The sequence below is a fragment of the Streptomyces sp. WAC00040 genome (genome assembly GCF_056835925.1).
Genome location: NZ_JAKQZE010000001.1, coordinates 2097407 through 2110551 on the forward strand (window position 1 = coordinate 2097407; position 13145 = coordinate 2110551).

Annotated in this window: 11 protein-coding genes; 5 read left to right on the plus strand and 6 right to left on the minus strand. The window is 73.4% G+C overall.

Going from position 1 to position 13145, the window contains the following annotated elements; translation table 11 throughout:
- Positions 1–47: 47 nt before the first annotated feature.
- Positions 48–557 carry a SigE family RNA polymerase sigma factor gene (locus MDN94_RS09575; RefSeq protein WP_482725447.1) on the plus strand — a complete coding sequence of 170 codons (510 nt, stop codon included), beginning with the start codon at positions 48–50 and terminating at the stop codon, positions 555–557.
- A 94-nt stretch (positions 558–651) separates the two neighbouring features.
- Positions 652–1920, plus strand: a complete 1269-nt coding sequence (locus MDN94_RS09580; protein WP_482725448.1) for a hypothetical protein — start codon at positions 652–654, stop codon at positions 1918–1920.
- Positions 1921–2107: 187 nt separating this feature from the next.
- On the opposite strand, the gene MDN94_RS09585 is transcribed toward MDN94_RS09580, so the two are convergent.
- Positions 2108–3793, minus strand: coding sequence for a bifunctional 3'-5' exonuclease/DNA polymerase (locus tag MDN94_RS09585; RefSeq protein WP_482725449.1), 1686 nt, complete (start codon positions 3791–3793; stop codon positions 2108–2110).
- Positions 3794–3874: 81 nt separating this feature from the next.
- Positions 3875–4435: a sugar O-acetyltransferase gene (locus tag MDN94_RS09590; protein ID WP_482725450.1), complete on the minus strand. Its 561-nt coding sequence runs from the start codon at positions 4433–4435 to the stop codon at positions 3875–3877.
- A gap of 113 nt (positions 4436–4548) precedes the next feature.
- On the opposite strand from MDN94_RS09590, the gene MDN94_RS09595 reads away from it, so the two are divergent.
- Positions 4549–5250, plus strand: coding sequence for a lipoprotein (locus MDN94_RS09595; RefSeq protein ID WP_482725451.1), 702 nt, complete (start codon positions 4549–4551; stop codon positions 5248–5250).
- A 136-nt stretch (positions 5251–5386) separates the two neighbouring features.
- Here MDN94_RS09595 and MDN94_RS09600 read toward each other — a convergent pair whose 3' ends face one another.
- Together MDN94_RS09600 and MDN94_RS09605 are read right to left on the minus strand one after the other, a co-directional pair.
- Positions 5387–7537, minus strand: a complete 2151-nt coding sequence (locus tag MDN94_RS09600; RefSeq protein WP_482725452.1) for an FtsX-like permease family protein — start codon at positions 7535–7537, stop codon at positions 5387–5389.
- Complete coding sequence (locus MDN94_RS09605; protein ID WP_482725453.1) at positions 7531–8256, minus strand: ABC transporter ATP-binding protein; 726 nt, start codon at positions 8254–8256, stop codon at positions 7531–7533. Before MDN94_RS09605 ends, MDN94_RS09600 begins: the two co-directional genes overlap by 7 nt.
- A 127-nt stretch (positions 8257–8383) precedes the next feature.
- Between MDN94_RS09605 and MDN94_RS09610 the strand changes: the two genes are divergently transcribed.
- Entirely contained in the window at positions 8384–9526 is a 1143-nt protein-coding gene (locus MDN94_RS09610; RefSeq protein WP_482725454.1) for a DUF2786 domain-containing protein, read from the plus strand.
- A gap of 82 nt (positions 9527–9608) precedes the next feature.
- Here the strand turns inward: MDN94_RS09610 and MDN94_RS09615 are convergent, their stop codons facing one another.
- Positions 9609–10265 carry a hypothetical protein gene (locus MDN94_RS09615; RefSeq protein ID WP_482725455.1) on the minus strand — a complete coding sequence of 219 codons (657 nt, stop codon included), beginning with the start codon at positions 10263–10265 and terminating at the stop codon, positions 9609–9611.
- 93 nt (positions 10266–10358) lie between these two features.
- On the opposite strand from MDN94_RS09615, the gene MDN94_RS09620 reads away from it, so the two are divergent.
- Positions 10359–12479 carry an FUSC family protein gene (locus tag MDN94_RS09620; RefSeq protein ID WP_482725456.1) on the plus strand — a complete coding sequence of 707 codons (2121 nt, stop codon included), beginning with the start codon at positions 10359–10361 and terminating at the stop codon, positions 12477–12479.
- Positions 12480–12540: 61 nt separating this feature from the next.
- Here MDN94_RS09620 and MDN94_RS09625 read toward each other — a convergent pair whose 3' ends face one another.
- Positions 12541–13026: a hypothetical protein gene (locus MDN94_RS09625; protein ID WP_482725457.1), complete on the minus strand. Its 486-nt coding sequence runs from the start codon at positions 13024–13026 to the stop codon at positions 12541–12543.
- Positions 13027–13145 lie beyond the last annotated feature (119 nt).

A 13145-nucleotide genomic window follows, 5' to 3' on the forward strand; every position in this document is an offset into this window, starting at 1 on the left:
GAGGTGAAGGGGTCGCCGGCGCACGACGGGGGGAGTGTGAGCAGGGGATGAGAGCGTCCCGCACGGAGGAGTACAGAGAGTTCGCGGCGAATCGCGCCGCGCACCTCTACCGCTCCGCCTGCCTCCTGACCAGCGGGGACACGCACCTCGCAGAGGATCTGGTGCAGGAGACGCTCGGCCGGATGTACGTGCTGTGGGGGCGCGTCTCCCGGATCGAGAATCCGGCGGGATACGCACAGACGGTTCTCGTCCGCTCGTTCCTCACTCACAGGCGCCGGCGCTCCGCTTCGGAACGCCCTGTCGGCGAACTGCCCGACTCCGCCCTGCTCTGCGGTGACGACCCCGAGCTGCGCCTCGCACTTCTCGGTGCGCTCGGCCGGCTCTCACCGAAGGACCGGGCGGTGGTGGTGCTGCGGTACTGGGAGGACCGCAGCATCGAGGAGACCGCCGACGCGATGAACGTCAGCTCCGCCGCCGTGCGCAGCAGAACGGTGCGGGCGCTGGCCAAGCTCCGTGAGCAACTCGGCGGCAGTCTCGTGGAGTTCGCCGCCCGCTGAGGCGCGGCACCGCGACGACGGGCTCTCTCCGCGGGCAGCCCCGCGGGGCCCCACCACTTCATTCATGTGACGCGACCAGGGAGTGTGGTTCCCCATGCCTTTCGAGGACGAACTCGGTGATGCGATCCGCCGTACCGGTGACACGTTCCGGCCCTCGGACCGGCCGGGTCTGGTGGACGCCGGCCTGACCCGCGGCCGCCGCCGGCTGGCCCGTCGCAGAGCCGCCGCCGTGACCGGCAGTGTCCTGGCGCTCGCCGTGGTCGGCGTCGCCGGCGGCTATACGACCGGCGCACTCGGCTCCGGCGACGGCCAGGCCTCGGCCGCGGCACCGGCCACGCCCACCGCCGTCGCGGGGCAGGCCACGCCCGGTGCTCCGAGCTCGCCCCCGGCGGGCGGGGTCACCAAGGAGAAGATGATCGAGGCCTTCAAGGCCCTCCTGCCCGAAGGGAAGATCACCCGCGAGGCCGGTCGGGGTATCACCGAGGACGTCAAGGGCGGGAAGACCGGCCCGTACGCCTCAGTCGTATTCGACGACGGACAGGGAGCGGCGGCGATCAGCCTCGGCGTGAGCACCGTCGATCCGGCCGGACAGCGCGCCGACCAGTCCGTCACGTGCCCGTCCAAGGCACTGGTGCAGCACGACACATGCAAGGCCGAGACGCTGCCCGACGGCTCCCGCTACATGCTGTTCCAGGGCTACGAGTATCCCGACCGGCGTGTGGACACCCGACTGTGGCGGGCCGTCCTGATCACGCCCAAGGGCGTGCAGGTCGATGCCGGCGAATGGAACGCGCCCGCCGAGAAGGGCGCGCCGGTCAGCCGGCCGGCCCCGCCCCTGACGGGCCCGCAGCTGAAGACGCTCGTCACGGACGACGTGTGGCAGTCGATCGGCGCGCAACTGGGCGAGCCCGACGAGGAGACACCGCTGCCCGGCGCCGCCGGAACCTCGGTGGACAAGATCCTCACCTCGCTGCTGCCCAAAGGGCTGAAGGTCCTCGACAAGCAGGGCGACCCCGGTTACGGATTCGTCGTCGCCGACGACGGCAAGGGCGCCGGCTTCATCCAGGTCAACGCGCAGTCCGGCATGCAGGACCTCGCAGCGGTCTTCACCGGCGATGTCACGACCCTGCCGGACGGCACCAAGGTCATGGTGAAGAAGGAGAACGACCCCGACCAGAAGGGCGGCGCGGGCACGGTGGGCTGGACGGTCGACACCCTGCGGCCCGACGGCTTCCGGGTCGTGATGATGGCCTTCAACGCGCCGGGGCAGGGCCAGGACGCCAGCCGCGCCGAGCCGGTCCTGACCATCGAGCAGATGAAGACCGTCGTTCTCGACGAGAAGTGGCGCACGACGACCGGATGAGCCGCAGGGGCCGGCCCCTCGGAGCCGGGCTCCGGCGGCCTGGTCTCCACGGCGGCGCGAGCGCCACGGCTTGGCCCCACGGCGCCGAGGGGCTCCCTGACGGCGAGTTCCGGCAGCCGGCCTCGGCGCGAACCCAGGGCCTCGTCTCCGCGGCGCCGGAACCGGAACCGCAGGCGGGCCGCTCGCGTCACTTCGCGTCCGAGTAGCGCTCCACCACCGCGATCGTGAACGGGAACCGCACCGGCGTCTCACCGAAGGCGATCCGCCCGGCCAGCTCACCGGCCGAGCGGATCGCCTCCGCCACGTCGCGGGCCTCGTCGGCAGGGCAGTGCACGATCACCTCGTCGTGCTGGAAGAACACCAGCTCCGCCCGCATCCCCGCGGTCGCCTGCCGCAGTGCCGCCAGCATCAGCAGCGCCCAGTCGGCGGCGCTGCCCTGCACCACGAAGTTCCGGGTGAAGCGGCCCCGTGCCCTGGCGTTGGTCGACGCGTAGCCGGGCGTGAACTCGCCGTCGGCGGGAGCGGCTTCGACGGGCTCCTGGGGGATGCCCGCCTCGTCGTCGTCGCCCGCGCCGGCCGCCCGGGGACTGGTGCGCCCGAGCCATGTCCGTACAAGCCGGCCCTCCTCGCCCGCCTTCGCCGCGTCGTCCACATAGGCCACCGCCCTCGGGAACCTGCGCCGGAGCGCCGCCAGGTTCTTCAGGCCGTCGCCCGACGTCTGGCCGTAGATCGCGCCGAGCAGCGCGATCTTGGCGTGGTCGCGGTCACCGGAGAACGCCCGGTCGGACAGCGCCGTGTAGAGGTCGCCGTCGTGCCCCGCGACCTCCATCAGGCCGTGGTCCCGCGAGATCGCGGCGAGCACCCGCGGCTCCATCTGGTCGACGTCGGCGACCACGAGACGCCAGCCGTCGTCCGCGACGACGGCCCGCCGGATCACCTTCGGTATCTGAAGTGCACCGCCACCGTTGGTCGTCCAACGGCCGGAAACGCTGCCGCCGGGCAGGTACCCGGGCCGGAAACGGCCGTCCCGCACCCAGTCCTGTAGCCAGCTCCAGCCGTGTGCGGTCCAGATGCGGTACAGCTTCTTGTACTCGATCAACGGCTTCACGGCCGGGTGGTCGATCTCCTCCAGCTCCCATCGCCGGGTCGAGCGCACCTTGATCCCCGCCTGTGCGAACGCCCGCACCACATCAGCCGGCAGGTCGGGCCGCACGCGCCGGCCGAAGGCGGCCGACACCTCGTCCGCGAGCTCCGCCAGACGTTTCGGCTCGCCACCGCCCGCGTACCGCTCGCCGAGCAGTTCGTGCAGCACCGCCCGGTGCACATCGGCCCGCCACGGGAGCCCCGCGCGGTTCATCTCGGCGGCCACCAGCATGCCTGCGGACTCCGCGGCCGTGAGCAGCCGCATCCGGCCGGGGTGCTCGGCGGCCAGATGCCTGCGCTGCTGGTCGGCGTAGACCTCGAGCAGCGCCTCCAGGGGCACGGCGACGGGCTGCGGCTCGAACAGTGAGGACTGGGAGCCGGGCTCTGCCGCGCGGGCCGGCGGATCGGGCGGCACGGGAGCGTTGCGCAGCCGCGCCCAGGCGGCGGCCGCCGAGCGGGGCTCGCCGAGCCGTCCCTCGTGGCCGAGCAGCAGCAGCTCGGCGTCCTCGATGTCGTAGCACCTCTCGACCCGGACACCGGCGGCCAGCAGCCGAGGATAGATCCCGGTGGTCGACCGCCACACCCACCGGTCCACCGCGGGACGGGAACGGACCGCCTCGACCAGGTCGGGCTCCTCCACCACGGGCCCAGCGGGCAGGCCGTCGGGAAGGAGGGGGACGAGCCTGGCCCCGTCCCCCTCCGTCGCTGCCAGAGCCCATCGTTCGCCCATGGGTTCGAGTGTGGCAGCCGGGTACGACAACGGCCGGTCGACGGGCCGGGCGGCGACACGGGACGCGGGCGCGGGGCGGGCTCAGCCCGTGAGGGAGCGGACGACGCGGGCGGGGTTGCCCACGGCGAGCACCCCGGCAGGCAGGTCCCTGGTGACCACGGAGCCCGCGCCGACGACGGTGTTCTCCCCGATGGTGACGCCGGGGCAGACGATCACGCCGCCGCCGAGCCATACGTTGTCACCGATCACGATGGGGACCGCCTTCTCCCAGCCCGCTCGGCGTCGCTCCGTGTCCATCTCGTGCGCCGGGGTGAGGAGTTGCACGTTCGGTCCGATCTGCACGTCGGCGCCGACGGTGATGGGGGCCGCGTCAAGGAAGACCGCGTTGAAATTGACGAACGTACGGTCCCCGATGCTGATGCAGCGCCCGTAGTCGCAGTGGAACGGCGGCCGGATGCGTACGTCCTCGCCCAGCGAGCCGAGCAGTTCGCGGAGTATCGCGGTCCGCTCGTCGGGCGAGGCGCCACCGTTCTGGTTGTAGGCGGCGCAGAGTTCGGAACGGCGCCGGGTGTCCGCGCCCAACTCCTCGTCGTCCGGGAGGTACCACTCGCCGGCCAGCATCCGGTCCTTGTTCTCGCCCATTGCTCGAACCCTTCCTCGACAGCGGCTCTCCGTAGGATCGATCCTGCTACGCCGCCGACGGCGGTGGCGGGTTCACGGACAGACAGGGTGGGGATCCTTCGGTGCGGAGTGTGATGCGGGGACGTGCGCGCGGCGCGGCTCTCGGGGTGGTGGCGGCGGTACTGGCGACGGGGTTGGCCAGCGGCTGCTCGTCGAAGGCCGGCTCGGACGATCACGCGGGCGGTCCGGCGAGCCGGCAGGACGCGGGCAAGGAAGAGACGCAGAAGGAGAAGACCGAAGAAGAGAGCAAGGAGCAGGACAAGGCGGCCGACGGGCCGGCGGAGGCGGGCTCGGTGGGCGCCCCCGGCTCCACCTGCCCGATGCCCGTCACCTTCTCGCTCGCCGCGAACTGGAAGCCGGAACTCCTCGAGAACGACAAGGACAGCGAGTTCGCCGCGGTCCTCGACCAGGGCCCGGTCACGCTCGTGTGCGAGATCGACGCCAAGCCCGCCGGCCACATCGGCTTCATCCGGGTGTGGGTCGGGGCCGGGGCCGGGGACGACACCCGCAAGGCGCTCCAGGCGTTCGTCGCCGACGGGGCGAAGGAGCGGACGGACGAGGTGTACAAGGAGACCAAGGCGGGGAAGCTCGCCGCCACCGAGGTCACGTACATCAACAAGAACGAGTTCTTCGACGACCCGAAGAAGGAGCGTGCCTTCGCGGTGGCCACGCCGCAGGGTCTGGTGGTCGTGGACCTCGGCGGCTTCGACTCGCAGGAGCACGAGCAGATGCTCCCCGCGTACGAACTCGCGAAGCGGACGCTGCGCATCTCCTGACGGGCTGTTCCTGACCGGGTCGTTTCCCGACCTGGCGCGCGCCGTCCCGGGAAGGGACCGGGGGCGGGGGACCGGGCTCCCGGGCCCCGGAGTCCCGCGACCTTGTCCCTCGCCCCGCCCCGGAGTCCCGCCGCCCTCACCTTGTCCGCGGGCAGCTCACCAGCGACGCCAGGACCGCGACCGCCGCACACGACCCGAGTGCCGCTCCGGCCGTGCCCCACGGCACCACCACGGTCACGGGCGCCGACAGTGCGGCCAGCGCCGTCCCCAGCCCGGCCAGGTTCACCGCGGTGATCGCCGCCCCCAGCACGGCTCCCACCGCGACGGAGAGCAGCGCCTCTCCTGTGACCACCCGCAGCACCTGCGCGCGGGTCGCTCCCGCGAGTCGCAGCGCAGCGAGTTCGCCGGCGCGTGCCGACGTGGCCATCAGCAGCGTTCCGGCGAGGGCGATCGCGGTGTAGACAAGGGCGATCCCGAGGACCACGAGCATTCCGAGACGCGTCTGCGGGCTCGTACGGGGATGCGTCGCCGCGGTCCACTCGTGGACGTCGCGGACCGTTCCGCCGAAGGAGCGCCGCAGTTCGCCGGCGAGGGCGTCGAGTGCGGCCGGGGGGACCCCGGCGCCGGCCCGTACGTCGATCCGGTCGACCGGGGCGGTGGGCGCGTTGGCCGCCGTGACGAAAGCGCCGTCGCCACCGGTCCCGACCGCAAGGACGGCGGCGATACGCAGCCTGGCCGGGCGGCCGTCGCCCAGCCACACGTCCATGGTCCGCCCCACCTCGTGCCGCATCCATTCCTCGGTGACGACGATGGAACGGTCGTCAAGATCGCGCAGGTCGCCCGCCGTGACGGGCAGCCGCGCCAGCTTCGCGAACGCCGCGGGGTCGGTCACCGCACGCGCCTCGAATTCGACGAGCGCGGTGCCCTCCTCCCGTACGTACACGGCGGTGGACGCGGACGGCGAGAGAGTCGCGGTCTTCATCACCGGCGTGCTGTCGGAGCGCTCCGGCACGCGCAACCGCTCCCCGGTCACGACCAGTTGGGCCGCCGTCCTTTCCCGGGCGTCCGCCGCCCGCGCCGCCGTCACCGACTCGGCGGTCCCGGTCATCGAGCCGGCGAGTGCCACGGTGACGAGTACGGGCGCGGCGACGGCGGCCGTGCGGCGCACGGACGCGGCGGTGTTCTCCCGTACGAGCATCCCCACCGCGCCGGGCAGGGGCAGCAGCCTCGCGGTGCGCCGCACGAGCAGCGGAGCCAGCAGCGCGACGGCGGTGATCAGGATCATCGGCCGGGTCAGGTAGGTCTTGCGTTTCAGCAGGTCGGCCGGGTCCGTGGCGAGCCCCCAGGCCAGCAGCGCCGCACCGGCCACCGCGAGGACGACGCCGGCCAGCAGCCTGCCGCGCGGCAGCACGCCCGTGTCCACGTCCGCCTCACGCAGTGCCTCCGCCGGACCGATGCGCCCTGCCCGGCGCGAGGCGGCCCACACTCCGGTGACGGCGACCAGCAGCCCGGTCCAGAACGCCACGTGGAAGGGCCAGTTCACGTCCTCGCGGATCCCGAACCAGGCGGGCGCCACCCGTCCTTCCACGAGGGCCCGGGCCAGCCGCGGCGCTCCCCACGCGCCGAGTGCGCAGCCCGCGGCCGAGGCGAGCACACCGACGACCAGTGATTCGGTGAGCAGCAGGCGGCGGATCTGGCCGGGTGTCGCCCCCGCTGTCCGCAGCAGCCCGAACTCACGTCGCCGCAGGGCCACCGCGAAGGCGAACGTCGAGGCGACCACGAAGACGGAGACGAAGGCTGACACGCCGCCGGCAGTGCCGAGCAGCGAGTTCACCGAGACGAGGGCCTGGGCGTCGCGCTCGGTCCCGGGATCGGCGCGCCGCCGTTCGTCCCCGGTGAGGACCTGTGCCCTGCGGCCCACCACTTCTCTCACTTCGTCGGCGGGGGCGTCGACGCCGACGGCGTCAGGGCCGCCGTCGCGGGTCACCCGGCCGAGCGCGGCCAGTTCCCGCACCAGTGCGGTGTCCACAGGGTGTGGATGAGCGAGCGGCTTCGACACCGTCTCGGTCGCCGGCCCCCGACGGACCTCCACGGTGAGCCTGTCCTGCCCCATGACGACCACCGGCGAGGAGGCGAACCGCTCCGGCGGGCGCTGTGGCGCCTCCAAGGTGGAGGCCAGGCCGAGGCCCATCGTCGTGAGCAGGCCGACGCCCAGCGCGAGTGCGACGAAGCCGGCGACGAAGGTGGCCCAGCGTGCCCGCAGTGCGGCACAGGCGACGGTCAGCACGGGACCGCCTCCAGCCCCGCGAGACGCGCCGCGACCTGCTCGGCGGTGGGCGACGTGAGCTCTCCGCCGACCCGCCCGTCGACCAGGAGGACGACCCGGTCGGCGAACGACGCGGCCACCGGATCATGGGTGACCATCACGATCGTCTGCCCTTCGCGGTCCACCAGCCCGCGCAGGAGTCCGAGCACCTCCTTGCTGGTTACGGTGTCGAGCGCGCCGGTCGGCTCGTCCGCGAACAGCACGGCCGGCCGGGTGATCAGGGCACGGGCGAGGGCGACCCGCTGCTGCTGCCCGCCCGACATCCGGCCCGGCCGATGTCCCGCCCTGCCCTCGAGGCCCACCTCGGCGAGCGCCCGGCGCACATCGGCACGCGACGGCCGCCGCCCGGCCAGCCGAAGCGGCAGGGCGACGTTCTGCGCCGCGGTCAGCGACGGGATCAGGTTGTAGGCCTGGAAGACGAAGCCGATCCGGTCGCGCCGCAGCAGCGTCAGCCGCCGTTCGCTCAGCCCGTCCAGCCTGAAGCCGTCGATCTCCACGCTCCCCGACGTGGGCCGGTCGAGCCCGGCGGCGCACTGGAGCAGGGTGGACTTGCCCGATCCGGAGGGCCCCATGACGGCGGTGAAGGACCCTTGCGGGAATTCCAGGTCGACGCCGTCGAGTGCGGTGACGTCACGGTGGACGCGGCGGAGGCCGGTGAGCCGTACGGCTGTTGTGGTCATGCCGCCAGGCTTCCGTCTCCCGGCGCCGTGATCACGACCACTGGAGGGTGTTCCGGGGGTATGGCCTGCCCTACCCCCTGAAGCACCCCGCGGGACCGGCCGCCCCGTCCGTGGGACCATCCGAAGTATGAGTACGGTCGAAAAGGCGCTGGCGGCGGCGCTGTACGGGGAGGGCGACGAGGCGCTCGACACCGGCGCGTCCCTTCTCGCCGCCGACCCCTCCGCCGACGGCGAGCTGCGCCTTCGCGGCGAGGAGTTGGTGCGGCGGGCGTGGGAACGCGGCTGGCAGCCGGCCGACGTCGTGCGGCTGGTCCGGCGGGACCTCGACGACACGCACGAGCTGCTGGCGGCGGGGCTGATCACGGCGGAGACCAAGCGCTACGGCCCGCGGCTCGCCCCCCGCTTCCGTGCCCAGCTCGACGAACTCGCCGGTCTGCAACCGCCCAGGGCCGACCGTTTCTCGCACGCCACCGCCCTGCTGGAGCTGTACCGGCTGCTCTCCCGCCTCCCCGCGATCGAACCGGTCGGCCCCGTCCCGGGCGCGTCCCTGGCCTCGGTGCCGGCGTCACCGTACGAGCCGCGCATGCTCGGGCGGATCCGCGCGCTTCTGGCGAAGGCGGAGGCCACCGGCTACCCGGAGGAGGCGGAGGCGCTCACCGCCAAGGCACAGGAGCTGATGGCCCGGCACAGCGTCGACGAGGCCCTGCTGGCCACCCGTGCGCACAGCCCGGACGCCCCGTCCGCGTGCCGGATCGGTGTGGACGCCCCGTACGAGGCGTCTAAGGCGGTCCTGCTCGACGCGGTCGCCGCCGCGAACCGCTGCCGAGCGGTGTGGAACAGCGCGTTCGGCTTCTCGACCGTCGTCGGCTTCGAGAGCGACCTCGAGTCGGTCGAGCTGCTGCACACCTCCCTGCTCGTCCAAGGCGCGACGGCCCTCACCAAGGCGGAGTCCGCGCAGCGTGCGGGCGGCCGCCGGCGGACCAAGACCTTCCGCCAGTCGTTCTGGACCGCGTACGCGAGCCGCCTCGGCGAACATCTGACCGCCGTCGCCGACGAGGTGGTCACCGCCGACCTGCTGCCGGTCCTGGCATCGCGGGACGTGGCGGTGGCCTCGCACACCGACCGGATGTTCCCCGAGACGACGACCACGCGGGTGCGCGGCGCCACGGACCTCGACGGCTGGCAGGACGGCCGGGCCGCGGCGGACCGCGCGGAGCGTCGGGGCCCGGCGCCGTCGGCGGGACGCATCCCGCGCAGACCCCGCCACTAGCCACGACGGCCGCACACCGGTCGGCGGCGCCGGCTGTCACCTCGGCCCGACGCGGTACGCCTCCGCACCCCCGCCACGCCCGTCAACCGGCGCGCTGCCTCGTGCGCGCCGCGGCCATGCCCCCCATGCACACGACCACCGCGCCGAGCAGCAGCCATTCGAGGATGCCGAGCCATTCCGGCAGGAGGCGGTACGTGGTGCCGTCCCGGTACACACAGGCGGCCTGTGCGGGAAAGATGTCGCGATCCACGCGCGTGGCGCGTTCGTGGACACCGGTCACGAACGCCGAACAGGACCGGAGGGGCTCCTTACCGGGCGAGGTCAGCGCCGTGCCGCCGGCGTGGACGCGAGCGAGGGCGAATCCCGCGCCCACGGCGGTCGCCCCCATCCGCCGGGCCGCCTTCTCGTGATCGGGCCGGACGAACTCCAGTGCCGTCGCGGCGACGGCGCAGGCGGCCGTGGCGGCGATGCACGCCCACATCACCCGGACCAGCGCGCCGGCGGTGGAAATGGTGGTGCCGTCCGCGAACACGCACCGCACGTCCGGCGGCAGGCTGCTCCGCTCGACGGTGAACGGCCCGCCGGGGCCGACCATCCCGTGGCTGCACCGCTCGTCCAGTTCGGAGATCGCCGCCAGCAGGCCCGCCGCCAGCCAGACGACGACGGACGCGCACAGCAGCAACGCGAAGGCGACCCAAAGCCCGTCCGACGACACCCGCGCCGTGCGTATGTTCGACATGGTCGGAGCGTATGGCCCGGCGTCGCCCCTCCGGGCGGTGCCCTCCGCCCGGAGGTCGGGCGAAATGCCGGGAAAGGTCGTTACGCTCGGCCCATGAGCTGGCTCCGGGCGCTGAAGGAGACCGCCCTTTCGGGGCTGAAGATCGAGCGGAAGCGGCTGGAACCCCTCATCGCCGTCCGGGGCGCCGCCGGGCTGGCGCTCGTCGTCGGCGCGGGGCTCACGCTCTTCGGGCCCGCCGTCGCCGTGAGTTCCGCCTTCGGCGCGTTCCAGTCCGCCCTCGCGACGTTCCAGCGCAGCTGGCGGCCGCGGCCGGTCCTCGCGCTGCTGTCGGGAGCGACGCTCGCCGTCTCCACCTTCCTCGGGTACCTCACCGGCGCCCATGTCGTCCTGTTCCTCGCCCTGCTGACGCTGTGGACCTTCCTCGGCGGTCTCCTGTGGGCGGTGGGACCGACCGCCGGGATCATGGCGTCCTCCAACATCGCCATCATGCTGGTGACCGTCACACTGCCCACGTCGGTCGCCGCCGCCGCGGGCCATGCCGCCATGATCGCCGTCGGAGGCGTCGTACAGGCCCTGCTCGTCGTCCTGTTCCCCGTGCGCCGCTGGGGTGCGCAGCGCGACGCGCTCGCCGACGCGCTCGCGGCTGAGGCCGACTACGCCCGCAGGCTCCGCGAGGACCCGACGGCGTCCTTCGACCCGGCCCCCCTGATGCACGCCCGCAGTGCCGCTGCCGTCACCGCTCGCCAGGCCAGGCGCAGGCCGGCGGAGCTGCACGGCACCCGCGGCGTCGCCGAGCGCATCAGGCCCGTGCTCGCCTCACTGGCCGACCCGGCGGTCGGCGTCCCCGCGGAGGGCCCGGCCCGCGACCGGGTGCGCGAACTCCTCCACGCCGCGGGGACGGTGCTCGACGCCGTCGCGAGCGCCGTACGTCATGGGGAGGCCGTCCGGGTGCCGCCGGCCGCGGCCGCCGCCCTGCGGACGCCCGACACCGGAGCCATTCTCTCCGGGCCGCCCCGACGAGCGGCCGTGCGGCTGACCGCGCTGCTCGACGAGGTCGTCGGCACGGTGCGCGGCGCGGGCGCCGCCGAGTCCGACCACCGCACACGGCACGGGCTGGTGCGGCTGATCCCCGGTGCCGTGCGGGCCATGCGCGACGAGCTGCGGCCCGACTCGCCGGTGCTGCGGCACGCGATCCGCTCGTCGGCGGTCGTGGCCGCGGGCTATCTGCTGGGTACCGCGCTGCCGTTGGGCCACGGCTACTGGGCGCCGCTGACGGCGGTCATGGTCATGCGTCCCGACTTCTCGCAGACCTACGGCCGTTCCGTCGCCCGCTTCTGCGGCACCCTCGTCGGTGTGGGCGTGGCGACGGCGGTGGTGCAGACGGCCCGGCCCGGCACCTATGTCAGCGCGGGCATCGCCGTCCTGTGCGCCTTCGGCATGTACCTGGTGATGCGCACCGGGTACGCGGTGGCCAGCGTCTTCATCTCCGCCTATGTGGTCTTCCTGCTCGGTACCGGCGGTGAGGACTGGGCCCAGACGGTTCCCCAGCGGGTGGTGCTCACCTTCCTCGGCGGGCTGCTGGCGATGCTCGCCTACGCGCTCTACCCGGCCTGGGAGACCCCCCGCCTGCACCACCGGCTCGCCGACTGGCTGCTAGCGAACGGCCGTTATGCCGCGGCCGTCCTCGACCGCTACGCCGATCCCGCCGAGAAGACGGACACCGCCGGGACCTCCGGGTCCGCGGACGTCCGGGGGACGCTGCTCGACTCGCGGGACGCGCGTATCGCCTGGCGGGACGCCCTGTCGAAGGCCAAGCACGAGCCGGTGCCCTCCCGTGTGCTGTCACGGAGAACGGCGGAGGACGCGGGCCGGGCACTCGCCCAGGCGGGCAGGGTCGCCATGCTCATCGAGGCGCACCTGCCCGAGTACGGCGGCGGGCAGGGTGCCGCGCCGGTGCCCGCCGCCGCCGCGCTGGCCGAGGTACTGCGCCACGCCGTCGAGGAGGGCGCGGAGGCGGTACGCGAGAACCGGGTGCCGGACTGGGATCCGGTGCACGAGGTCGTGGACCGCTGGGGAACGAAGGAGACGTCCGACGCCGTACTTCGCGGCGGCGCCGTCCAACTCCTCGCCGCGCTGGACGACCTGGCCGACGCCATGGCCGCGAGGCCGGGCGAGGACGGGCCGCGAGTCCACGAGGGACCCGCGGCCCGGTGACGCAGGAGTGACGTGCGGAGCGGCTCGCCCCCGGCGACCGGCCGGCGGTGAACCGCAGCCGTCACGGGGTCGGGAAGTCCGACGGCAGGCCGGTCGGCAGACCGTCGGGCAGCGCGCCCGCCTCACTCTTCTTGAGGGTGTCCTTCTTGCCGGCGTCCCACGAAATGACCAGAGTCGTACCGTCGTTGGACTCGATCGAGCCCATCGTGCGGTCGGTGTTCCCGTCCGCGCACTTCAGCGACAGCATCTGCTCGCCCATGTCCTGCACCTCGCCCGTGCAGGCATGACCGTCGGCGACGATCGCGGCGTTGGAGCCCTGGACGGACAGCGCGACCGGCTTCCCGTCGCTCAGGCCGGTCCAGGTGCCCTCGATGTCACGGGCCCTGCCCTCGCCGCCGCCGCTGTCGCCGCCGGCCTCGGTGGGCGAGGCCGTGGCCTTGCCCTTGCCCTTGCCTGCGTCGTCGCTGTCGCCGCTGCCGCATCCGGTCAGCGCGAGGGCGGCGACGAGGCCCGCCGCGACGGCCGATGTACGTACGAGCTTGAGCACTGATCTGTCCCCCTGATCGATAGCAAGACCGCGCCAAGTTACCAGCAGGACGTGCCCACACCAGGGAGGACGCCGGCGTGCGCCTGCTCACGCCTCGGCGACCTGGGCAGCCGGAACTT

What these genes read in the sequence shown, in the direction of transcription:
- MDN94_RS09575 (WP_482725447.1), top strand. Translation starts at nt 48, where the DNA reads ATGAGAGCGTCCCGCACGGAGGAGTACAGAGAGTTCGCGGCGAATCGC.
- MDN94_RS09595 (WP_482725451.1), top strand. Translation starts at nt 4,549, where the DNA reads ATGCGGGGACGTGCGCGCGGCGCGGCTCTCGGGGTGGTGGCGGCGGTA.
- MDN94_RS09615 (WP_482725455.1), bottom strand. Translation starts at nt 10,265, where the DNA reads ATGTCGAACATACGCACGGCGCGGGTGTCGTCGGACGGGCTTTGGGTC.
- MDN94_RS09580 (WP_482725448.1), top strand. Translation starts at nt 652, where the DNA reads ATGCCTTTCGAGGACGAACTCGGTGATGCGATCCGCCGTACCGGTGAC.
- MDN94_RS09620 (WP_482725456.1), top strand. Translation starts at nt 10,359, where the DNA reads ATGAGCTGGCTCCGGGCGCTGAAGGAGACCGCCCTTTCGGGGCTGAAG.
- MDN94_RS09585 (WP_482725449.1), bottom strand. Translation starts at nt 3,793, where the DNA reads ATGGGCGAACGATGGGCTCTGGCAGCGACGGAGGGGGACGGGGCCAGG.
- MDN94_RS09590 (WP_482725450.1), bottom strand. Translation starts at nt 4,435, where the DNA reads ATGGGCGAGAACAAGGACCGGATGCTGGCCGGCGAGTGGTACCTCCCG.
- MDN94_RS09610 (WP_482725454.1), top strand. Translation starts at nt 8,384, where the DNA reads ATGAGTACGGTCGAAAAGGCGCTGGCGGCGGCGCTGTACGGGGAGGGC.
- MDN94_RS09605 (WP_482725453.1), bottom strand. Translation starts at nt 8,256, where the DNA reads ATGACCACAACAGCCGTACGGCTCACCGGCCTCCGCCGCGTCCACCGT.